23 protein-coding genes and 4 pseudogenes are annotated in these 20,156 nt (G+C 29.6%); 16 read left to right on the forward strand and 11 right to left on the reverse strand.

All coding sequences use genetic code 11. The annotated features are described in order from the left end of the window. The first annotated feature begins 67 nt into the window (after positions 1–67). The 4 genes and pseudogenes from ACZ1HD_RS00270 (at position 68) to ACZ1HD_RS00285 (ending at position 3,205) form a co-directional block, all read left to right on the forward strand. A complete protein-coding gene (locus ACZ1HD_RS00270) occupies positions 68–691 on the forward strand; it encodes a MarC family protein (RefSeq protein WP_077810748.1) in 624 nt (207 codons plus the stop codon). A gap of 29 nt (positions 692–720) precedes the next feature. Beyond that, positions 721–1,316: pseudogene (gene kefF / locus ACZ1HD_RS00275) on the forward strand (glutathione-regulated potassium-efflux system oxidoreductase KefF). 33 nt (positions 1,317–1,349) lie between these two features. Further along, positions 1,350–2,416 (forward strand): annotated as a pseudogene (locus tag ACZ1HD_RS00280) (monovalent cation:proton antiporter-2 (CPA2) family protein); the annotation flags it as partial. Between the two features lie 126 nt (positions 2,417–2,542). After that, positions 2,543–3,205, forward strand: a complete 663-nt coding sequence (locus tag ACZ1HD_RS00285; protein WP_472689411.1) for an NAD-binding protein — start codon at positions 2,543–2,545, stop codon at positions 3,203–3,205. Between the two features lie 37 nt (positions 3,206–3,242). Here ACZ1HD_RS00285 and ACZ1HD_RS00290 read toward each other — a convergent pair whose 3' ends face one another. Continuing rightward, positions 3,243–3,863 carry a DUF6503 family protein gene (locus tag ACZ1HD_RS00290; protein WP_472688293.1) on the reverse strand — a complete coding sequence of 207 codons (621 nt, stop codon included), beginning with the start codon at positions 3,861–3,863 and terminating at the stop codon, positions 3,243–3,245. Positions 3,864–4,129: 266 nt separating this feature from the next. Here ACZ1HD_RS00290 and ACZ1HD_RS00295 point away from each other — a divergent pair, with 266 nt between their 5' ends. The 5 genes from ACZ1HD_RS00295 to ACZ1HD_RS00315 all read left to right on the forward strand — a co-directional run bounded on the left by ACZ1HD_RS00295 (position 4,130) and on the right by ACZ1HD_RS00315 (position 6,868). Then, positions 4,130–4,690, forward strand: a complete 561-nt coding sequence (locus ACZ1HD_RS00295; protein ID WP_472688294.1) for a TetR/AcrR family transcriptional regulator — start codon at positions 4,130–4,132, stop codon at positions 4,688–4,690. 62 nt (positions 4,691–4,752) lie between these two features. Continuing rightward, the gene (locus ACZ1HD_RS00300) at positions 4,753–5,304 is read left to right on the forward strand and encodes a carboxymuconolactone decarboxylase family protein (RefSeq protein ID WP_472688295.1); all 552 of its coding nucleotides are present in this window, start codon (positions 4,753–4,755) and stop codon (positions 5,302–5,304) included. Between the two features lie 80 nt (positions 5,305–5,384). Then, positions 5,385–5,699: an EthD family reductase gene (locus ACZ1HD_RS00305; protein ID WP_472688296.1), complete on the forward strand. Its 315-nt coding sequence runs from the start codon at positions 5,385–5,387 to the stop codon at positions 5,697–5,699. A gap of 3 nt (positions 5,700–5,702) precedes the next feature. Beyond that, positions 5,703–6,350, forward strand: a complete 648-nt coding sequence (locus ACZ1HD_RS00310; protein WP_472688297.1) for a DsbA family oxidoreductase — start codon at positions 5,703–5,705, stop codon at positions 6,348–6,350. Positions 6,351–6,427: 77 nt separating this feature from the next. After that, positions 6,428–6,868 carry a YHS domain-containing (seleno)protein gene (locus ACZ1HD_RS00315; RefSeq protein ID WP_472688298.1) on the forward strand — a complete coding sequence of 147 codons (441 nt, stop codon included), beginning with the start codon at positions 6,428–6,430 and terminating at the stop codon, positions 6,866–6,868. A gap of 109 nt (positions 6,869–6,977) precedes the next feature. Here the strand turns inward: ACZ1HD_RS00315 and tyrS are convergent, their stop codons facing one another. After that, positions 6,978–8,258 (reverse strand): tyrosine--tRNA ligase, encoded by a 1,281-nt coding sequence (gene tyrS / locus ACZ1HD_RS00320; protein ID WP_472688299.1) that lies wholly within the window; start codon positions 8,256–8,258, stop codon positions 6,978–6,980. 62 nt (positions 8,259–8,320) lie between these two features. Between tyrS and ACZ1HD_RS00325 the strand changes: the two genes are divergently transcribed. After that, positions 8,321–9,319: an SDR family oxidoreductase gene (locus tag ACZ1HD_RS00325; protein ID WP_340931688.1), complete on the forward strand. Its 999-nt coding sequence runs from the start codon at positions 8,321–8,323 to the stop codon at positions 9,317–9,319. Between the two features lie 3 nt (positions 9,320–9,322). Here ACZ1HD_RS00325 and ACZ1HD_RS00330 read toward each other — a convergent pair whose 3' ends face one another. The 5 genes from ACZ1HD_RS00330 to ACZ1HD_RS00350 are packed head-to-tail and all read right to left on the reverse strand — an operon-like array spanning position 9,323 to position 12,338. Beyond that, positions 9,323–9,799, reverse strand: coding sequence for a DUF4296 domain-containing protein (locus ACZ1HD_RS00330; protein WP_472688300.1), 477 nt, complete (start codon positions 9,797–9,799; stop codon positions 9,323–9,325). A 2-nt stretch (positions 9,800–9,801) separates the two neighbouring features. After that, positions 9,802–11,142, reverse strand: coding sequence for a dihydroorotase (locus ACZ1HD_RS00335; protein WP_340931685.1), 1,341 nt, complete (start codon positions 11,140–11,142; stop codon positions 9,802–9,804). Between the two features lie 6 nt (positions 11,143–11,148). After that, positions 11,149–11,442: a GNAT family N-acetyltransferase gene (locus ACZ1HD_RS00340; RefSeq protein WP_472688301.1), complete on the reverse strand. Its 294-nt coding sequence runs from the start codon at positions 11,440–11,442 to the stop codon at positions 11,149–11,151. Positions 11,443–11,465: 23 nt separating this feature from the next. Then, on the reverse strand, positions 11,466–11,609 hold the full coding sequence (locus tag ACZ1HD_RS00345; RefSeq protein ID WP_472688302.1) for a hypothetical protein: 144 nt from the start codon (positions 11,607–11,609) through the stop codon (positions 11,466–11,468). Between the two features lie 6 nt (positions 11,610–11,615). After that, positions 11,616–12,338: a polyprenol monophosphomannose synthase gene (locus ACZ1HD_RS00350; protein ID WP_472688303.1), complete on the reverse strand. Its 723-nt coding sequence runs from the start codon at positions 12,336–12,338 to the stop codon at positions 11,616–11,618. A 307-nt stretch (positions 12,339–12,645) separates the two neighbouring features. On the opposite strand from ACZ1HD_RS00350, the gene ACZ1HD_RS00355 reads away from it, so the two are divergent. Continuing rightward, entirely contained in the window at positions 12,646–13,059 is a 414-nt protein-coding gene (locus ACZ1HD_RS00355) for a DUF4271 domain-containing protein (RefSeq protein WP_472688304.1), read from the forward strand. Between the two features lie 18 nt (positions 13,060–13,077). Next, a pseudogene (locus tag ACZ1HD_RS00360) lies at positions 13,078–13,823 on the forward strand (uroporphyrinogen-III synthase). Between the two features lie 78 nt (positions 13,824–13,901). Here ACZ1HD_RS00360 and radA read toward each other — a convergent pair. From radA to panC, 4 genes and pseudogenes are all read right to left on the reverse strand, one after another. After that, entirely contained in the window at positions 13,902–15,263 is a 1,362-nt protein-coding gene (radA, locus tag ACZ1HD_RS00365; protein WP_472688305.1) for a DNA repair protein RadA, read from the reverse strand. Positions 15,264–15,444: 181 nt separating this feature from the next. After that, positions 15,445–16,347: a lysylphosphatidylglycerol synthase transmembrane domain-containing protein gene (locus ACZ1HD_RS00370; RefSeq protein WP_472688306.1), complete on the reverse strand. Its 903-nt coding sequence runs from the start codon at positions 16,345–16,347 to the stop codon at positions 15,445–15,447. Positions 16,348–16,391: 44 nt separating this feature from the next. Continuing rightward, positions 16,392–16,742: an aspartate 1-decarboxylase gene (gene panD / locus ACZ1HD_RS00375; RefSeq protein ID WP_077810767.1), complete on the reverse strand. Its 351-nt coding sequence runs from the start codon at positions 16,740–16,742 to the stop codon at positions 16,392–16,394. Between the two features lie 23 nt (positions 16,743–16,765). Beyond that, positions 16,766–17,616, reverse strand: a pseudogene (gene panC / locus ACZ1HD_RS00380) (pantoate--beta-alanine ligase). Positions 17,617–17,713: 97 nt separating this feature from the next. Between panC and ACZ1HD_RS00385 the strand changes: the two are divergent. Genes ACZ1HD_RS00385 through ACZ1HD_RS00400 form a run of 4 tightly spaced genes read left to right on the forward strand, consistent with a single transcriptional unit; the run spans position 17,714 to position 20,135 of the window. After that, on the forward strand, positions 17,714–18,523 hold the full coding sequence (locus tag ACZ1HD_RS00385; protein WP_472688307.1) for a glycogen/starch synthase: 810 nt from the start codon (positions 17,714–17,716) through the stop codon (positions 18,521–18,523). 10 nt (positions 18,524–18,533) lie between these two features. After that, on the forward strand, positions 18,534–19,121 hold the full coding sequence (locus ACZ1HD_RS00390; protein WP_472688308.1) for a DUF4270 family protein: 588 nt from the start codon (positions 18,534–18,536) through the stop codon (positions 19,119–19,121). Next, complete coding sequence (locus tag ACZ1HD_RS00395) at positions 19,118–19,438, forward strand: DUF4270 family protein (protein ID WP_472688309.1); 321 nt, start codon at positions 19,118–19,120, stop codon at positions 19,436–19,438. The genes ACZ1HD_RS00390 and ACZ1HD_RS00395 overlap by 4 nt, the downstream gene beginning before the upstream one ends. Next, entirely contained in the window at positions 19,398–20,135 is a 738-nt protein-coding gene (locus ACZ1HD_RS00400; RefSeq protein ID WP_472688310.1) for a DUF4270 family protein, read from the forward strand. The genes ACZ1HD_RS00395 and ACZ1HD_RS00400 overlap by 41 nt, the downstream gene beginning before the upstream one ends. The last annotated feature ends 21 nt before the right edge of the window (positions 20,136–20,156 follow it).

Below are 20,156 nucleotides of genomic sequence, written 5' to 3' on the forward strand. Positions count from 1 at the left end.
TCTGCAAATTATCAATAAAAGATTCAAGGGTAATCAAGATCCTTTAAAAAAATTAAATTTATATTAAATGGATAACTTAATTACGTTTGCAATTACAGTATTTACCGGCTTTTTTGCGATTACAAATCCTATTTCTAACATGACGGTATTTTTGTCTTTAACAGAAGGTGCAGATAAAAAAACAAAAAGAGATATTAATAAACGAGCAAATATTATTGCGTTTATTATTGTTACTGTTTTTATCCTTTTAGGAAAATATATTTTCGAATTATTTAATATCAGTATTCCGGCTTTTAAAATTACTGGCGGAATTCTAATATTCTTTATTGGTTTTGAGATGTTGCAGTCTAAAAAATCGAATGTTAAGAGTATAAAAAATGTAAATATTGATGAAAATATTGCGGTTTCTCCTTTAGCAATTCCTATTCTTGCTGGTCCTGGAACAATTGTAACCGCTATGAATTTTGTTTCTAATGCAGCACCTTTACAGTTATTTATGGTAATTGCTATCTTTGGTTCTATGAGTTTATTAACTTATTTTACATTTAGAATTAGCGATTTAATTGTAAAAATTGTTGGTAATAATATCATTTCTGTAATTGGTAAAATTATGGGATTAATCATTGCAATTATTGGTACCGGAATGATTATACAAGGAATTAAAATATCTTTCGATTTAATTTCTAATTAGGCTTTAAACGTTACAAAAACGTATCAAAAATGAAAAAAGTTTTAGTACTATTTTCTCATCCAAACTACGAGAAATCTAGAGTAAACAAGGTTTTAATAAATCATATTAAAGATATAGAAAACGTAACAGTACATGATTTGTATGAAGAATATCCAGATTTTCATATTGATGTAAAATTTGAAAAAGAACTTTTAAATACGCACGATGTTATAATTTGGCATCATCCTTTTTATTGGTATAGTTGCCCGCCATTAATGAAACAATGGATTGATATGGTTCTTGAGTTTAATTGGGCTTATGGGCCGAAGGAAAAGCGTTGCACAATAAAATTTGTTTAAACGCTATTACAACTGGTGGTTCTAAAGAAGTCTACTGTTCTGCAGGATACAATAGTTTTACCGTAGCACAATTTTTAAGACCTTTTGAGCAAACTGCAAATTTATGCGGAATGAATTATTTACCGCCGTTTGCAGTTATGGGAACTCACAATCTTTCTGATGAAAAATTAGAAAACTATAAATTAAATTACGGAAAACTGATAGATTTATTAAAGTCTGATGTTTTATTAAATAACTTAGAACAAACGTCATTTATAAATGATTATCCGCAACTTAAAAACGAGTAAAAAATGACAGGAAGTTTACTTTTTGAAGCTATAATGTTTTTGCTTGGAGCCATTATTTGTGTCTCTATCGCAAAGCGATTAGGACTAAGCTCTGTGATTGGTTACTTATTAGCAGGTGTTTTAATAGGACCATATGTTTTAGGTTTTATTGGAGAGGAAGGCGAGGATATACTTCATTTTGCAGAATTTGGTGTTGTAATGATGCTGTTTTTAATTGGTTTAGAAATAGAACCCAAAAACTTCGGAAAATGCGTAAAACCATTTTAGGAATGGGCGGAATACAAGTTGCTGCTACAATGTTACTTTCTTACTTGTTATTTACTTTTCTTGGTTTCGATTGGAAAGTTTCTTTAGTAATTTCTATGGCAGTAGCACTTTCTTCTACAGCAATTGCTATGCAAACAATTAAAGAAAAAGGTTTAATGGATACCAATTTTGGCACTGCTGCATTTTCTATATTGTTATTTCAAGATATTATTGTAATATTTATGTTGGGTTTTATACCGCTACTTTCTACTTCAGCATCAACAAAAACTACAAATACGCATTCAGAATCTTCTAGTTTACTAGAAAGTTTACCAATAGGTTTTCAAACTTTGGCAATCATTTTATCTGTTGTTTTAATTATAGTAGTTGGTAATTATTTGGTGGTGCCAATGTTAAGAAAAGTTGCAAAAACTGGCGTAAGAGAGTTGTTAATTGCTGCGGCTTTGTTAATTGTATTCGGAATCTCTTTTTTAATGGAATTTGTTGGTATAAGTCCGGCCTTAGGTGCTTTTTTAGGTGGTGTTGTTCTTTCTAACAGTGAGTTTAAACACGAGCTAGAAAGTACATTAGAACCCTTTAAAAACTTACTTTTAGGGCTGTTTTTTATGGCTGTAGGTGCATCAATTAATTTTATTGTTATTGCTAAAAGCCCTTTTACTATTGGCGGAGTTCTAATTGCAATTATTGTAATGAAAGGGTTGATTTTATATATTACTGGTTCTATTTTTAAGTTAAAATTAGATCAGAAATTATTATTAACGTTTAGTTTGTCGCAAGTTGGTGAATTTGCATTTGTGTTACTGTCTTTTGCGTTTGGTCTAAATATTTTAGAGCAAGAACAAATGGATATGCTACTTGTAATTACAGCATTAAGTATGGCAATAACGCCAATAATTAGCATTGTAAATGAACGCTTTATTTTACCAAAAGTAGGTACAAAAGAATCTGTAAAAAGACCTATGGATCATATTGCGAAATCTCAAAAAATAATTTTAGTTGGTTTTGGGCATTTTGGAAGTACAATTGGAAGGTTTTTAAGATCTCATGGTGTAGAAGCTACTATTTTAGATCACGATTCTAGTCGTGTAGATTTTCTAAGGAAAATGGGTTTCGAAGTGTATTATGGCGATGCTACAAGAGAAGATTTATTAGAATCTGCAGGTATTGCAGAAGCAAAAATTATTATTTGTGCTACTAATAAAATTAGTGTTTCGAAAGCAATTAGTAAAATTGTAAAAGAGAAATATCCGCAAGTAGAATTAATGATTCGTACTAAAAACAGGTACGATGCGTACGAGCTTTTAAACAACGGAGAACAAAATATTTATAGAGAATCTTTAGAAACATCTTTAGTTTTGGCAAAAGATGTTTTAAGTAAAATGGGTTTTAGAAAATATACATTAAATAGGCAGGTTCAAAACTTTATTAAATACGATGTAGAAAGTCTTAGACGGTTAGCTACAGAAACGAAACGAGAAGATGATTATATTTTTAAAGCTAGAAAGGAATTAGAACAGCAAGAAAAATTTTTAAATGAAGATTTTAAAAGAGGAATTGTAGAGTTTGATAATCATTGGGATAGTGAGCATATTAGAGAAATTTTAAACAAATCTAAAAAATAATAAAACCGCATAGATTTTTATCTATGCGGTTTCTGTTTTAATTTAAATAGTTACCGTTTTCTGTTTTTTTAAACATTTTTAAATCAAATGCTTTTTCAGATAGTTTTACATCTTTAAATACGTTGGTTCCTTTTGGTTTAATTGGTTTATCATTTTTAAAAGTATAGCCAATAATAGATTTTGGTAGTATTAAGCCATTTACATTTTGCCAATCTTTATATCTTCTAAAATGTAATTCTTTGTTGTCGATTCCTTCAACAAAATTAACAGTATAACCAAGCCACTCCATATTAAAAGTTGTTGCATTATAATATAAAACATATCTGTCTTCCGGTGTTTCACCAACACCATTATTATATGTTATTTCAATTCCTGGGTAAGTTTTTCCTTCAAAAATTAAAGGTTCTGCATCTTTATAATTAATACCATCATCAGCTAAAATAAAAGGCATCGCATAAAAATAAAACATCAAATTATAGCCATAAATAGGATCATATCCTTTGTATTTTTCTTTTGATTTATTTTCTAACCATACTTTAGATCCGTCAAAACCAATTGTACTATTTTTGTTAGTTAATAAAGCTTCTCTGCTTTTTAAATTGGTTGCTATTATTTCATCTCCATTTTTAGTTTCCATTGTAAAAACAAGAGACTTCATTTTTTGCCAGTTTTCTATACCTCCATGAGCATCAAAAATATCTAATAAATTCTTCGGATATTTTAAAGCTGTGTTTTTTTCAATTTTAATTGTTTTTGTCTTAGGCTCTGTCGCTTTTTTTCTTCTTTACAGGAAATAAAAATTAGTGTTATAAGACATAAATAGATAATGTTTTTCATAATAAAAAGGTATTAAAGGTGTTGCAAAAGTATGAAAGATTTTTTTATATCAAAGCATTTGCTTAGTTTTGTGGTCTATTATTTAAAATGGCAAGAAAAAAACAATATAACGAGCAAGTAGTTATAGAAAAAGCAATGGCTTTATTCTCGCGAAATGGCTATGAAAACACCTCTGTTAGAATGTTAGAAAAAGAAATGGGAATTAATCAATTTTCTATTTATGCTAGTTTTGGTAATAAACAAGGTGTTTTTTTAGAGAGTATAAAATGTTATCGAAAACAAATTAGACAGATTACAGACATTTTAGAAAATGGTAAAAACGGAATTAAAGATATTAAAGACTATTTTTTTAATTTTTTAGAATTCTCTAAAGAAAACGCATGCTACAAGGGTTGTTTGGTAACAAATACTGTTAGTGAATTAAAAAGTGAAGAAAACCCTTTAATAATGAAAGAGTTATTGTTTTTTTCGAATGAAATAAAACAATTGTTTGTAAGAAGTTTAAAACAAAACGACTACGAAGAGGTGTTAATTGATAAGAAAGCAAATTTTCTTATGAATAGTCTTTTAGGTTTATCGATAGCATCTAAAGTATACAGCACAAAAGAATTAGAAGAAATTATAGAAATGACTTTTTTAAATAATTAGTTTTTTTTGAATATAAACTAAGCGTTTGCTTAGAAATATAAATAGTAAATAAAAGTAAAATTATGACAACATTAAAAATACACAACATCGAATCTGCACCTGCAGATGCAAAGCCTTTATTAGAAAACTCTCAAAAAGCATACGGAATGATACCTGGTTTACATGGCGTTTTAGCAGGTTCTCCTCAAATATTACAGGCTTACCAAACGTTACACGAGTTATTTACACAATCATCTTTTAACCAAGAAGAACTTACAGTGGTTTGGCAAGCAATTAATGTAGAGCATTCATGTCATTATTGTGTACCAGCACATACAGGAATCGCAAATATGATGAAAGTTGATGAAAACATTACAGAGGCATTGCGTAACGAAACTCCTTTAGAAAGTTCTAAATTAGAAGCATTACGTACAATGACTTTAACAATTGTAAAGAACAGAGGTAATGTTACTCAAGCAGATTTAGATGCTTTTTATGCAGCAGGTTACCAAGAGAAACATGTTTTAGATATTATTTTAGGTTTATCTCAAAAGACAATTAGTAACTATACAAACCATATTGCAAATACACCTGTAGATGCAGCTTTCGAAAAATTTGCTTGGTCAAAAAAGTAAACTCTAATTTTTTAGTGTAAAATTATAACTGTAAACCTTCTGTATCTTTGCAGAAGGTTTCTTTTTAAAAAATAGTAAAAATGATTAAAGTATCAGTAATGTATCCAAATGTAAATGATGTTCGTTTTGATGCAAAATATTATAAAAACTCGCATTTACCAATGGTAATTAAAGCTTTAGGAAACGCTTTAAAAGGTATAGAATTAGACTTAGGGTTAGCAGGAAGAAATCCTGATGAAAAGGCGCCTTATGTAGCAATTGCACATTTAAAATTTGATAGTATTGCAAGCTTTAAAGAATCTTTTGGTCCGCATGCAAAAATGTTTGCAGAAGATGTAAAAAATTACAGTAATGTACAGGGAGAACTTCAAATAAGTGAATTAATAACATTTTAGAAAATGACAAATAAATTAAAAATAGATATTGTATCAGATGTAGTTTGCCCTTGGTGCACAATTGGTTATAAACGATTAGAAAAAGCAATTGAAGAATTAGGTGTTAAAGATCAAATAGAAATAGAATGGCAACCATTTGAGTTAAATCCGAATATGCCAAAAGAAGGTCAGAATGTAGTAGAACATATTACAGAAAAATATGGTTCTACAATAGAGCAACAAAACGAATCTAAACGCAACATGACAGAAATAGGCGCAGATTTAGGGTTTAAGTTTGATTATTTTGATGATATGAGAATGGTAAACACTTTTGATGCTCATGTTTTATTAGAATATGCCAAAGATTTTGATAAACAAACCGAGTTAAAAATGACTTTAACGAAAGCCTTTTTTAGTGATAGAAAAGATGTTTCAGCAAAAGAAATTTTAAAAGAAATGCTTTTAGAGGTTGGTTTAAATGCTGATGAAGGATTGGCTAAATTAGATGATGAAAAAGCTAGGTTAGAAGTTAGAAATAAACAAAATTATTGGAAAAACTTAGGTGTAAATTCTGTACCAACAATTGTTTTTGATAGAAAAAGTGCAGTTACAGGTGCGCAACCTATTGCTACTTTTAAGCAAGTTTTAACCGAACTGATTAAAGAAAAATAAGTTTTAGATAATTTATTTAACAAATCTTTAATGTAATTAAAAACACTCTATCTCGACTTAGTATAGAAACCAATTCGATGAGAAATTTAATAACATTTTTAGTACTTGCTTTTTCTGCAACTATTTTTGCACAAGATTATAATTTAAAAAAAGGATATGTTGCAGAAGGTTATGATGTTGTAGCTTATTTTAGTAATAAAGCAGAAAAAGGAGATAAAAAATATACAGCAAATTACGACGGAGTAAAGTTTAAGTTTTCATCTCAAGAAAATTTAGATGCGTTTAAAAATGCGCGAGAAAAGTACGTACCGCAATATGGTGGTTATTGTGCATATGCAATTGGTGTTAAAGCCGAAAAAGTCTCTATAGACCCAGAAACTTTTGAAATTAGAGATAAAAAACTATACTTATTTTATAATTCTTGGGGAACAAATACGTTAAAATTATGGAAGAAGGAAGGTGCTGATGAACTTAAAATAAAAGCCGATAAAAACTGGAAAAAAATAACTAAAAAATAAGTGATAGTCGAAAGCAGTCTTGGGGGAGATTGTGAATGTTGTTGAAAAAAGAAGAGCTGAATCATAAATTCAGCTCTTCTTTGTTTTTTAAGTAATAACTAATCTACTTTTAGTAGATAGTACGTTTTTTACCTCTTTGTAATAAAACATATTTATTTGCAATTAAGTCTTCTTTAGAAATTGTAAAGTCTTCTTTAACCTTTTCTTTATTTACAGAAATTGCATTTTCTTTTAAAGCTCTTCTTGCGTCTCCGTTAGATTTTAAGAAGTTTGTTTTTGCAGATAAAGCAGCAATCATATCTAATCCTTCTGAAACATCTTCTGTAGAAACAGTTGCTTGTGGTACACCATCAAAAACATCTAAAAACGTTTGTTCGTCTAAAGATTTTAAATCATCTGCATTCGATTTTCCGAATAAGATATTAGAAGCAGCAATTGCTTTTTCGTAATTTTCTTTTCCGTGAACTAAGGTGGTAACTTCTTCTCCTAAACGTTTTTGTAAAACACGTACATGAGGCGCTTCTTTATGTTCTTCAATTAAAGAATTAATAGTTTCTTCATCTAAAAAAGTAAAGATTTTAATATACTTTTCTGCATCTTCATCAGAAGTATTTAACCAATATTGGTAAAATTTATAAGCAGAAGTTCTTTTAGCATCTAACCAAACATTTCCACCTTCAGATTTTCCGAATTTAGAACCATCAGATTTTGTAATTAACGGACATGTAATTGCATATCCTTTTCCGTTACCAATTCTTCTAATTAATTCTGTTCCTGTAGTAATATTTCCCCACTGATCAGAACCACCCATTTGAATAGTAGTTGCGTTTTCTCTAAATAAATGCAAGAAATCATAACCTTGTACCATTTGATAAGTAAACTCTGTAAAAGACATTCCGTCTTTAGACTCAGAACTAATTCTGTTTTTCACAGAATCTTTAGCCATCATGTAGTTAACAGTAATATGCTTACCAATATCTCTAATAAAATCTAAGAAAGATATATCTTTCATCCAATCGTAGTTATTCACCAAGATTGCAGCATTTTTTGCATCAGATTCAAAATCTAAAAAATGGCCTAATTGTCCTTTTACACATTCTTGATTATGACGCAATGTTTTTTCATCTAACAAATTACGTTCTGCAGATTTTCCTGAAGGATCTCCAATCATACCAGTTGCACCACCAACCAAAGCAATAGGTCTGTGTCCACATCTTTGATAATGAGCAAGCAACATAATTGGTACTAAATTACCAATATGTAAAGAATCTGCAGTTGGATCAAAACCAACATAAGCACTTCTCATTTCTTCTAGTAAATGTTCTTCAGTTCCTGGCATGCTGTCGTGCAACATTCCTCTCCATTTTAATTCTTCAATAAAATTCTTCATTGTATTCTGTTTATCAGATGGCAAATATAACTTTATCGAACAAAATATACTAAATTAGCAGTATGATTTTAGTAACCGGAGGAACAGGTTTAGTTGGTGCACATTTGTTATATCATTTAATTAAAAATGATGAAAAAATACGTGCAATTTATAGATCTGAAGAAAAAATTAAAGCTGTAGAAAAAGTTTTTTCTTATTACACAGATGACACTTCTTTAATTACTAAAATAGATTGGTTTAAGGCAGATATTACAGAGGTTCCGGCAATGATACCTGCATTTAAAAACATCGAAAAAGTTTATCATTGTGCTGCATTTATTTCTTTTAATCCGAAAGATTATAGAGAAATGAGAAAGGTTAATATACATGGTACTGCTATAATTGTAAACCTTGCAATAGATGCTAAGGTTAAAAAAATGTGTTTTGTGGGTTCTATTGCTTCTGTAGGTGATGCGTTAAACGGACAATTAATTACAGAAGAAAACGAATGGAATAAAGAAGAAGACAATAGCGGTTATTCGATTACTAAGTTTGGCGCAGAAATGGAAGTTTGGCGAGCAAGCCAAGAAGGTGTAGAGGTTGTTATTGTAAATCCGGGAGTAATTTTAGGGAGCGGATTTTGGTTTGCTGGTTCCGGTAAATTATTTAGCCAAGTTTATAACGGATTTAAATATTATACAGAAGGTATAACAGGGTTTATTGGTGTAAAAGATGTTGTAAAAACAATGATGTTTTTAATGGATTCTAATATTAAAAATGAACGCTTTATATTGGTGTCAGAAAACAAAACTTACAAAGAAGTTTTCTTTTTAATTGCCGATGCTTTTGGTAAAAAAAGACCATCAATTAAAATAAAAAGATGGCAAACAAGTTTACTTTGGCGATTTGCATCTTTCTTATCGTTTTTCACAAAAAAAGAACCTTTATTAAGTAAATACTCGGCAAAATCTGCACACGAAGTTTCTAAATATTCATCAGAAAAAATAAATAAAGTACTAAATTTTAACTTTGCTAAAGTAGATGAGGTAATTGACAATGTTGTAAAAAACTATACGAAGTAAAATTTATTCGCGCGTAATAATTTCGTCTAAAACTTTACCGGTTGCTAAAGTGTCTAATTTACCTACTAATTTTAAGCTATCTAATCTTTTTTGCTTGTCTCTAATTCTGTCTAAAGAATCTTTTCTTATAGAGTCTAGTTTTGTTTTAAGGTCTTTATAAACAGTATTTCTAGCTTCGATATTTTCTACTGCATCTTCTAATATTTTTTGATACAAATCGATTTTAGACATGTAATAATAATTGCTTTTATCAAAACGTGTACTATCAATTTTAAACTTGTTGTAAACAAGCGGCATATAATTGATGTTTTTTTCTGAATTTTTATTTTTAATGAATTTTGCACTTGTGGCAATCATCATTTCTTGTAATAAAAGACTCATAGTATCTTTAGGAATAAGATCTTTAGGTTTCTCGAAAATAGTATTACTATTACAAGAAACTAAAACTAAAAATATAAGAATATAGCTAGCGTTTTTCATACTTATCTATTAAAAGTAATTCGTTTTCCTTTAATAGTATCATTAAAAGCACCTTCATTATACATTAAATTACCATTTACAAACGTATGTGTAATTGTAGATGAAAAAGTTGTACCTTCAAAAGGAGACCAACCACATTTGTATAAAATGTTTTCTTTAGAAACAGTTTGCGGTTTATTTGCATCAATTAAAACTAAATCGGCATAAAAACCTTCTTTTATAAACCCTCTTTTTTCAATTTGAAATAACTTAGCAGGATTGTGGCTCATTTTTTCTACTGCTTTTTCAATAGAAATTACACCTTCTTTTACTTTTTCTAGAATTGCAGTAACAGCATGTTGCACTAAAGGGCCGCCACTTGGTGCTTTTGTATAAACATTATCTTTTTCTTCTAATGTATGTGGTGCATGGTCGGTTGCTAGAACATCAATTCTGTCGTCTAACAAAGCTTTCCATAAACCTTGTCTGTCGTTTTCTGTTTTTACAGCCGGATTCCATTTTATGTGTGTTCCTTTTTCTTCGTAATCTTTATCAGAAAACCATAAATGATGAATACAAACTTCTGCTGTAATTTGCTTTTCTTCTAAAGGAATGTCGTTTCTAAAAAGTTCGGTTTCTTTAGCAGTAGAAAGATGAAAAATATGCAATCTAGCACCTGTTTTCTTTGCTAATTCTATGGCTTTAGATGAAGATAAATAGCAAGCTTCTTCACTTCTAATAATTGGATGATATTTTACAGGAATATCATCGCCATATTTATCTTTATATTCTTGTGTGTTTTTTCTGATAGTTGCCTCGTCTTCACAATGTACAGAAATAATCATTTTTGTTGATGAAAAAATCTTTTCTAAAACAGCCTCGTTATCTACCAACATATTTCCGGTAGAAGAACCTAAAAACAATTTAATTCCGGCAACTTGTTTAGGATCGGTTTTTAACAATTCATCTAAATTATCGTTTGTACCACCAAACATAAAAGAGTAATTTGCATAAGAATCGTTGGCGGCAATTTTAAATTTATCTTCTAATAATTCTTGTGTTGTTGCCTGCGGTACGGTGTTTGGCATTTCTATAAAAGTTGTGATTCCGCCAGCAACTGCAGCCCTACTTTCTGTGGCAATATTTGCTTTGTGTGTTAAACCGGGTTCTCTAAAATGTACCTGATCATCAATAAAACCAGGAATTAAATATTTGCCATCAGCATTAATAACGGTAACATTTTCAGGAGCTTTAATTTCTGTAGAAATTTCTTTTATAATTTCATTTTCAATTAAAACATCACCTTTAAAAGTTTTGTTTTCGTTAACTATTGTTGCGTTTTTTATTAATGTTGATTTTGCCATTTTTACTTAAATTTCTGTTCTCATATTAACCAAACTTTTGGTAAAACCAAAACGTTCGTATGCTTTTATTGCTGCTGTATTATTAGTGTAAACATCTAACCTTAATTCGTTAGTGTTATTTTCTTTTGCCCATTTTTTTAAATCTGCCAAAATTAGGCTACTTATTTTTTTACCTCTATATTTTTCTTTCACAAATATAAAACCAATATAGCCATGTGTAGAATTTTTATGATATACTTTTGATTTTTCTAATCTTACATAACCAGATGCTACAGGAATATTATTTATTGTAGCTACCAATAATTGTGTGTTTTCATCAGAAATTAATTCGGAATATTGTAGTAAAATAATTTACCTTCTGCTAAAAAAGGATCTAAAGGTCTTTCTGCTTTAATAACGCCTTGTTCAAATTCTAATAAGATTTGTAAGTCGTTTAAATTTGCAGGCCTTATAGAAACTTGATTCATTGTAATTTATTTTGGTAAACCTTTAAGTCTCATTTTTATAACACCAAAAAGAGCTTCCGAAATTATGTTTCCGCTCATTTTAGAAGCGCCTAAATCTCTATCAGTAAAAATTACAGAAACTTCTTTAATTTTAAACTTGTGTTTCCATGCTTTAAATTTCATTTCTATTTGAAAAGCGTAGCCAACAAATTTAATTTTATCTAGATTTATAGTTTCTAATACTTTACGTTGCCAACATACAAAACCTGCAGTTGTGTCAAAAACCGGAATTCTTGTGATAAAACGAACGTATTTAGAGGCAAAGTAAGAAAGTAGAAGCCTTTTCATATCCCAATTTACTACGTTTACTTGGTTGTTTACATACCTAGAGCCTACAGAAACATTACCTTGGTTGGTAAAACATGCATTGTATAAACGAACTAAATCTTTTGGATTGTGAGAAAAATCGGCATCCATTTCGATGATAAAATTATACTTTTTAGCCAATGCCCATTTAAAACCATGAATATAAGCTGTACCTAAACCATTTTTACCTTTTCTGTTTTCTATAAAAAGTTGATTAGGAAATTCTTTAATTAAATTTGTTACAATTGTAGAAGTACCATCCGGAGAGTTGTCATCTACAACTAAAACATGAAACTTTTTTTCTTGATTAAATACCGCTCTAATAATGGCTTCTATGTTCTCTTTTTCGTTGTAAGTTGGTATGATAACAAGACAATCTGACATATATGAAATTTCATGTGGTAAGAATGCAAATATACATTTTTTAATTACTAATTTTGTGTTAATATCTTATAAGAAAGAAAGTGCAAGCAGTCGAAAAAATATCAGAAAATACAAGTTGGATTCCCATAGTTTTGGTGTTTCTATTTTCGTTGATAGCGGCATTAAAAATTATAGACTCTGTAAAGCTTAGAGGCTATGTGTTTGCAATGTTTAACAAAGGTTTTGTAGAGGACGAAGCCGAAGAAGATACTTCTATATTTAGTTCTTTTTACACTCTTATTTTTCTTTTTTTATTACAGTTTTATCTTTGGCTTTACATTTTATTGTCTCGAAAAATCACGCAACAATTGCAAACAATTTTGGTTCTTTTCTAAAGTTTTTCTTGATTGTTTTATGTTATTTTTCTGCTAAGAGAGTGCTAGAAAATGCCATTGCTAGTTTGTTTTTAATGAAAAAACATGTGCGTTATTACATAGTTTCAAAATTTAGTTACCAATATTCTTTAAGTTTTATACTATTAATTGGTTATATAGTATTTCAATTCAGCCCCTTAAATCCTACGAATTTTATATATTTCTCTTTAATCTTATATGTTTTTAGATTTATATTTCTTGTTAGAAATAACAAAAACCTGATTTTTAGCGAGTTGTTTTATTTTATTTTGTACATTTGCGCCTTCGAAATAGCACCGTTATTAACACTGTTTAAATTGATGCTTTAATTTAAAAAACGAAAGCGTATGAAAGTGAAAACGATATTAGTATCGCAACCTGCACCTAAGACAGAAACTTCCCCATATTTTGACTTGTCTGATAAACAAAAAGTAAAGATTGATTTTAGATCATTTATTCATGTTGAAGGAATACCTGTTAAAGAAGTTAGAAATCAAAAAATAGACTTTAAAGATTTTTCTGCAATAATTTTAACGAGTAGAAATGCCGTAGATTATTTCTTTAAAATTGCTGAAGAAATGCGTTTTAAAGTGCCGGATGATATGAAATATTTCTGTCAATCTGAAGCAGTTGCTTATTATTTACAAAAGTATGTAGTTTACAGAAAACGTAAAATTTATGTTGGTAACAGAACTTTTCCTGATTTAATTAAGTTAATTAAGAAACATAAAACAGAAAACTTTTTATTACCATCTTCTGATAAATTAAAGCCATTAGTGCCGCAAGAATTAGATAAAATAGGTGTAAAATGGAAACGTTTAGATTTATATAGAACAGTTGTAAGTGATTTATCTGATTTAGAGAATGTATTTTACGATGTTTTAGTGTTTTTTAGTCCTTCGGTATAGAATCTTTATTACAAAATTTTCCAGATTTTAAACAAAACAACACAAGAATTGCAGCTTTTGGTAACTCTACAGTAAGAGCAGTAACAGAAGCTGGTTTTAAATGTGATATAGAAGCACCGTCTCCAGAAACACCTTCTATGACAATGGCTTTAGATAAATATATTAAAAGTGTTAACAAAAAGTAAAATACTATATTTTATAAATTAATAAAAAAACCAAGCAAATTTGCTTGGTTTTTTTGTGTTTATTATTATTATTTCTAATTAAGCAAATAAAGTAGCAAACGCTTCTTCTATTTTACCAACTAAAACAAGTCTTATAGAATGGTTTTTAGAAGAAATTTTATTGTACTTAGAGGCAACTAGTGTTTTATAACCCAATTTTTCTGCTTCGGTAATTCTTTGATCTATTTTAGAAACCGGTCTTATTTCTCCTGCCAAACCAACTTCTGCAGCAAAACAAACATTTGGATTAATGGCTATATCTTGATTGCTCGACAAAACTGCCGCTACAACAGCCAAATCTATTGCGGGATCGTCTACATTTATTCCGCCAGTAATATTTAAAAAAACATCTTTCGCACCTAATTTAAAACCTGCTCTTTTTTCTAAAACAGCTAAAATCATGTGTAATCTTTTTAAATTATAACCGGTGGTAGATCTTTGCGGAGTTCCATAAACTGCTGTAGAAACTAAAGCCTGAATTTCTATCATTAACGGTCTAATTCCTTCTAAGGTTGATGCAATTGCGGTTCCGCTTAAATCTGCATCTTTTTTTGAAATTAGAATTTCAGACGGATTTGAGATTTCTCTTAAACCGTTAGAAAGCATTTCGTAAATACCTAATTCTGATGTTGAACCAAATCTATTTTTCTGACTTCTTAATATTCTATAAGTATGATTTCTGTCTCCTTCAAATTGTAAAACAACATCTACCATGTGTTCTAAAATTTTTGGTCCTGCAATGTTTCCTTCTTTGTTAATATGACCAATTAATAAAACAGGAGTAGCGGTTTCTTTTGCAAACTTTATCAATTCTGCAGAGGTTTCTCTTATTTGAGAAATTGTACCTGGAGATGCTTCTATAGAGTTTGTATGTAATGTTTGTATAGAATCTATAACCAAAACATCTGGCATAGTTTCTTCTATATTTTTAAAAATTTGTTGTGTGCTTGTTTCTGTTAGAATTAGACAATTAGAATTTTTTGCATCTAATCTTTCTGCTCTCATTTTTATTTGAGATTGACTTTCTTCACCTGAAACATACAATACTTTTTGACTAATATTTAAAGCAACCTGTAGTAATAATGTAGATTTACCAATACCAGGTTCTCCGCCTAAAAGTGTTACAGATCCTTTTACCAATCCGCCACCTAAAACAGTATCTAATTCGTTGTTATTGGTAACTACTCTTTCTTCTGGATTTAGAACAATATCTGCAATTTTTAAAGGTTTGTTAACTGTTTGTTTTGCAGTTGTAGATTGTTTCCAAACGTGTTTTTCTTCTTTTTGAATAACTTCTTCTACAATGGTGTTCCATTCTTTACAAGCGCCACATTGGCCAACCCATTTTGCGTGTTGTGTGCCACAGTTTTGACAGAAAAAAGTTGTTTTGGTTTTAGCCATTTAATTATTTTTGATAAAAGTATTAAACAAGTAAAGTTACAAAGTAAAATTAATTTATAACAGCTATTTTAGTTGTGTAATTAGTAACCAAATAGTTGCGTTAGCGATTGAAACGGCATCCTTTTTGCTTTTCGCAAAAAGATATAGTGTAAAGCGCGACCTTTAGGTAACGCCCAAAAAATTATTTACTTTTATTATATATTGGTAAAAAAAGAAATGCTAATCCACCAAAAATAATAATCATTGCTGTTTGCGCGGTCCACATAATCCAACCGAAAGCTGTTGCCGGTTCTGTGGCAACATTAAATAAAGCTAACGCGCTAGCAACAGCAATTGGATATAAACCAATACCGCCATTTGTTGCTGCAATTGAAAAACCACCAGCAATAAAACCGATTAGAATTCCGCCAAAAGGTACTTCTAGGCCATCTATAGCAGGTATTGTTGCCCAAAACATAGCAACATACATTACCCGGATAAATATAGTATGAAAAATAAAAGCCCATTTATTTTTCATTTTAAAAATACTTGTAACGCCTTCTATTAAACCGGTAACAAAAGTTTTAATTTTTAATAAAAAACCAGATTCTGCTTTTTTTACAAATGATGTAAAGATGTAAAAACCAATAATTAAAACTGCTAAGCCAATAATAATTTTTGTTGGGTTAAAGTTTTTTGTAAGTAGATTGTAAATAAAATCGAATTGAACAAATAGTGTAATTGCAACAATAGAAAGCATCATAATTAAATCTGCAATTCTTTCTGCGACAATGGTACCGAAGCCTTTTTCGAACGGAATTTTCTCGTAGTTTGCCATTACAGTTGCTCTAGAGATTTCACCGGCTCTTGGTAATGCTAAATTTACCAAATAGCCAACCAAAACAGCTAAAACACTGTTAGTAAATTTAGGTTTAAAGCCTAATGGTTCTAACATAAATTTCCAGCGATATGCTCTAGATAAGTGGCTTAAAATACCAAAAAATAAACCTAGAAAAATAAAACTATAATTTGCTTCTTTAAAGTAGGTAGCTAAGGTTTCTATTGATATTTCTGAGATAGAATACCAAACTAAAAAACCTCCCAAAGCGAGAGGTAATATAGTTTTTAAAATTTTCTTTATGTTCAAAACTAAGTAAGTGTATTGTCTTTTTCGTTAGGAAAAACTAAAGATGGCTTAAATGTTTTTGCTTGTTCTAGTTCCATAAAACCATAAACAATTAAAATTAATACATCTCCTTTGGCAACTTTTCTTGCAGCTGCACCGTTTAGTGTAATTTCTCCGCTTCCTCTTGGTCCTGGTATTGCATACGTTTCTAAACGTTCTCCGTTATTATTATTAACAATTTGAACGCGTTCTCCTTCGATAATATTTGCAGCATCCATTAAATCTTCATCTATGGTAATGCTTCCTATATAATTTAAATCTGCACCTGTAACTTTTACACGGTGGATTTTAGATTTTACTACTTGTACTAACATATGGCAAAAATACTATTTTTTAGTTAATTATTTTTTAGTCGAATGTTATCTATCAATCTTATTTCTCCTGCAAATACCGCAATAAAGGCTCTGTATTTTTTATTATCTATTTTAGTTTCTGCAGTTTCTAAAGTTTTTTCTTCTGCAATTGTAAAATACTCTAACTCTAATAAAGGTTGATTTTTAAATTGATTTTCTACCCATTCGTTTAATTCTATTACACTTTTTGTGCCAAAATTTTTCTTAACTTTTTTAAGCGTTTTGTAAATAAACGGTGCAATTTCTCGATGTTCTTTTGTTAGTCTAGTATTTCTAGAACTCATTGCTAAACCATCATCTTCTCTAAAAATAGGGCAGCCTTTTATTTTTACATCAAGCTGATGCTTTTGCACCATCTTTTTTATAATTTGTAATTGCTGAAAATCTTTTTCGCCAAAGTAGGCTTTGTTAGGTGTTACAATTTCAAATAAAGTTTTTACAATTGTACCAACACCATCAAAATGACCATCTCTAAATTTTCCTTCCATTTGGTGTTCTAATCCGTCGAAACTAAATTTTTCTGAGATAATTTTATCGGCATAAATTTCATCAACAGAAGGCGTAAATAAAACATCACAAGCAACAGACTCTAAAAGTTTACAATCGTTTTCTAATGTTTTTGGATATTTCTCTAAATCTTCTGCATTGTCAAACTGCGTAGGATTTACAAAAATACTTACTACAACAATGTCATTTTTTTCTTTGCTTTTTGTATTAAAGACAAATGACCTTGGTGTAAAGCGCCCATAGTTGGTACAAAACCTATTGTTTTTTTATTGAGTTTATACTCTAAAATACAGTCTTTTAGGTCTTTTTTGTTATTGAATATTTTCATTGTTATCTTGTTGCTAAAGTGTGCAAACTTACCATTTTAACACGATATTAGCATAAAAATTTGTATTTTTGCAAATCTCATAAAAGAGTTTGATTTAATGAAGGACAAGAGAATATTATTCGTTTCATCTGAAGTAGTACCTTACTTACCGGAAACAGAACTATCGTCAACTGCATTTAATGCAGCTAAAAATGCACATTCTAAAGGAGTACAAACTAGAATTTTTATGCCAAGATATGGTGTAATAAACGAAAGAAGACATCAATTACATGAAGTAATTCGTCTTTCTGGAATGAATCTAGTTGTAAATGATATGGATATGCCATTAATTATAAAAGTTGCATCGATACCGAAAGAAAGAATGCAGGTTTATTTTATAGATAATGAAGAATATTTTAAAAGAAAAGCCGTTTTTACTGATGAAGACGATACGCTTTTTGAAGATAATGACGAACGTGCAATTTTCTTTGCAAAAGGTGTTGTAGAAACTGTTAAGAAATTAAACTGGGCTCGAGATATTATTCATGTGCATGGTTGGATGGCTTCTTTATTACCACTTTATTTAAGAGAGTTTTATAATGAAGAACCATTGTTTACAGAAAGTAAAATTGTTACTTCTATTTATAACAATCCATTTGAAGGAAATTTAGATGAAGAATTAGCAGATAAAGTTAAGTTCGATTTAAATGATAATAGTAAAATAGCAACAATTAGTACACCTAACCATACTAATATATTAAAAAGTGCCATAGAAAATTCTGACGCAATTATACATGGTAGTGAAGACATTTCAGAGGAATTAACTTCTTTTATAGAAGAAAAAGAAATTCCTGTTTTAGGTTTTCAAGAAGAGAATTTTAAAGAAAGTTATTTAAATTTTTATGCTGATTTAGTTTCAGCAACTTAATTATTTTAGTGTGAAAAATATTTTTAGAAAGAATGCCTATTTTGGTGTTTTATTACTAGTACTTGCAGGTGTTATTTCTTGCGAAAAAGATTTTACAGATATAAATAGTGGTGTTGTAAGTAATACAAAGTTTACTACAAACGATACAATATTAGAAGTTTTGGTTTCTAATGCACCAATAGATAATGTTAAAGCAGATGGTTTAGAGTTACTATCATCACCTTATTTTGGTTTACAAGGGCAATATCTTTTAGGAACTTATATTAATGACGAGTATGAAAAAATAGAAGCATCTATTGTCTCTCAAATTAGCATAGATCCAGAATTAGAAATTGTGTCTTATGAAAACCCTGATAATTTAGCATATGAAACTACAATTGATACAGCTTTTTTAAGACTACCATATCACTCAACGTTAGTTTCTAATACAGATAGACCAGTTTATACTTTAGACTCTATTGTAGGAAATCAAGAATTACCATTCACTTTAAATATTTATGAATTAGATACATATTTAAATACTCTTAATCCAGAGGATCCTACAAAAACAAATTCATTTTTTCTGATGCAACTTATCAGACAAAATCTACACCATTGACTATTGAAGAAGATATGGATTTTAAACCAAATCCTAGCGATACTTTAGTGATTGTTAAAAGAAGGAATAGTTTAGGTGCAATTCATCAAACAGATACTATTAGATATACTTCTAGTGCTGCTTCAGAAATTGGGTTGCCAATGGCTATTATACCTTTAGACGAAACATTTGTAAAAGAAACGTTTTTAGATAATTATGGTACATCTAATTTCGATTCTCAGAATACTTTTAATAACTTTTTTAGAGGAATTGTAATTGAGGCAAAAGAAAAAGTACATGATTCACGGAGAAGAAGGAGGTTCTTTGATTGCTTTTAATTTAAGAAGTTCTGCAACTGCTGCGTTAAATCCATTAATCGAAGTGTACTATACAAACACGTTTTTTAAAGCAAACAGTACAGAAATTGATACTGTGATTACAAAAACACATACGTTTCAATTAGGCGGTATTATCAACAGTAAATATGCCGTTAATAACAAGGTTTACCCAGCAAATAATGAAGTGAAAATACAAGGAGCTGCTGGTTCTGAAGCTAATGTTGAGATCTTACAAGGAAATCAAATTTCTGTTCTCAAAAACAAAGAATGGTTAATAAATGATGCTACCTTAACTTTTTACATAAATCAATCTTCTGATACAGTTACTGCACCAAATAGACTTCATTTATATAAAAGAGGCGTTTCTGCGACAGGAACACCTATCTTAAGTCATGTAAAAGATAGTTATTCTGAATCTGCTACTTTTGGTGGAAACTTGGTTAGAGAAAATAGTAAGAAAGATAATTATGTATTTAAAATTACTGATTATGTTTCAGATTTATTGAGTGGTGAGACGAATTATAATCCTACGTTAAGGCTGAAGGTGTTTAATAATACAGATGCTCAAATTGCAGATACTACGTATACTAGATATAACTGGAATCCTAAATCTGTATCTATTTTAAACGGAGATGAAAGTTTAAACGGAACAAGAAGAGCTCAGTTAAAAATATCTTATACAAAGAAAAAGAACTAAAATTTTAGATTAAAATAGAAT

The sequence above is a fragment of the Polaribacter sp. HA6-7 genome (genome assembly GCF_055693625.1).

Coding starts and splice junctions, on each gene's coding strand:
- ACZ1HD_RS00385 (WP_472688307.1), top strand. CDS start 17,714: ATGAAGGACAAGAGAATATTATTCGTTTCATCTGAAGTAGTACCTTAC.
- ACZ1HD_RS00400 (WP_472688310.1), top strand. CDS start 19,398: ATGATTCACGGAGAAGAAGGAGGTTCTTTGATTGCTTTTAATTTAAGA.
- ACZ1HD_RS00345 (WP_472688302.1), bottom strand. CDS start 11,609: ATGAATCAAGTTTCTATAAGGCCTGCAAATTTAAACGACTTACAAATC.
- ACZ1HD_RS00335 (WP_340931685.1), bottom strand. CDS start 11,142: ATGGCAAAATCAACATTAATAAAAAACGCAACAATAGTTAACGAAAAC.
- ACZ1HD_RS00300 (WP_472688295.1), top strand. CDS start 4,753: ATGACAACATTAAAAATACACAACATCGAATCTGCACCTGCAGATGCA.
- ACZ1HD_RS00290 (WP_472688293.1), bottom strand. CDS start 3,863: ATGAAGTCTCTTGTTTTTACAATGGAAACTAAAAATGGAGATGAAATA.
- ACZ1HD_RS00330 (WP_472688300.1), bottom strand. CDS start 9,799: ATGAAAAACGCTAGCTATATTCTTATATTTTTAGTTTTAGTTTCTTGT.
- ACZ1HD_RS00325 (WP_340931688.1), top strand. CDS start 8,321: ATGATTTTAGTAACCGGAGGAACAGGTTTAGTTGGTGCACATTTGTTA.
- ACZ1HD_RS00285 (WP_472689411.1), top strand. CDS start 2,543: ATGGATCATATTGCGAAATCTCAAAAAATAATTTTAGTTGGTTTTGGG.
- ACZ1HD_RS00295 (WP_472688294.1), top strand. CDS start 4,130: ATGGCAAGAAAAAAACAATATAACGAGCAAGTAGTTATAGAAAAAGCA.
- ACZ1HD_RS00270 (WP_077810748.1), top strand. CDS start 68: ATGGATAACTTAATTACGTTTGCAATTACAGTATTTACCGGCTTTTTT.
- panD (WP_077810767.1), bottom strand. CDS start 16,742: ATGTTAGTACAAGTAGTAAAATCTAAAATCCACCGTGTAAAAGTTACA.
- ACZ1HD_RS00315 (WP_472688298.1), top strand. CDS start 6,428: ATGAGAAATTTAATAACATTTTTAGTACTTGCTTTTTCTGCAACTATT.
- ACZ1HD_RS00305 (WP_472688296.1), top strand. CDS start 5,385: ATGATTAAAGTATCAGTAATGTATCCAAATGTAAATGATGTTCGTTTT.
- ACZ1HD_RS00310 (WP_472688297.1), top strand. CDS start 5,703: ATGACAAATAAATTAAAAATAGATATTGTATCAGATGTAGTTTGCCCT.
- tyrS (WP_472688299.1), bottom strand. CDS start 8,258: ATGAAGAATTTTATTGAAGAATTAAAATGGAGAGGAATGTTGCACGAC.
- ACZ1HD_RS00350 (WP_472688303.1), bottom strand. CDS start 12,338: ATGTCAGATTGTCTTGTTATCATACCAACTTACAACGAAAAAGAGAAC.
- radA (WP_472688305.1), bottom strand. CDS start 15,263: ATGGCTAAAACCAAAACAACTTTTTTCTGTCAAAACTGTGGCACACAA.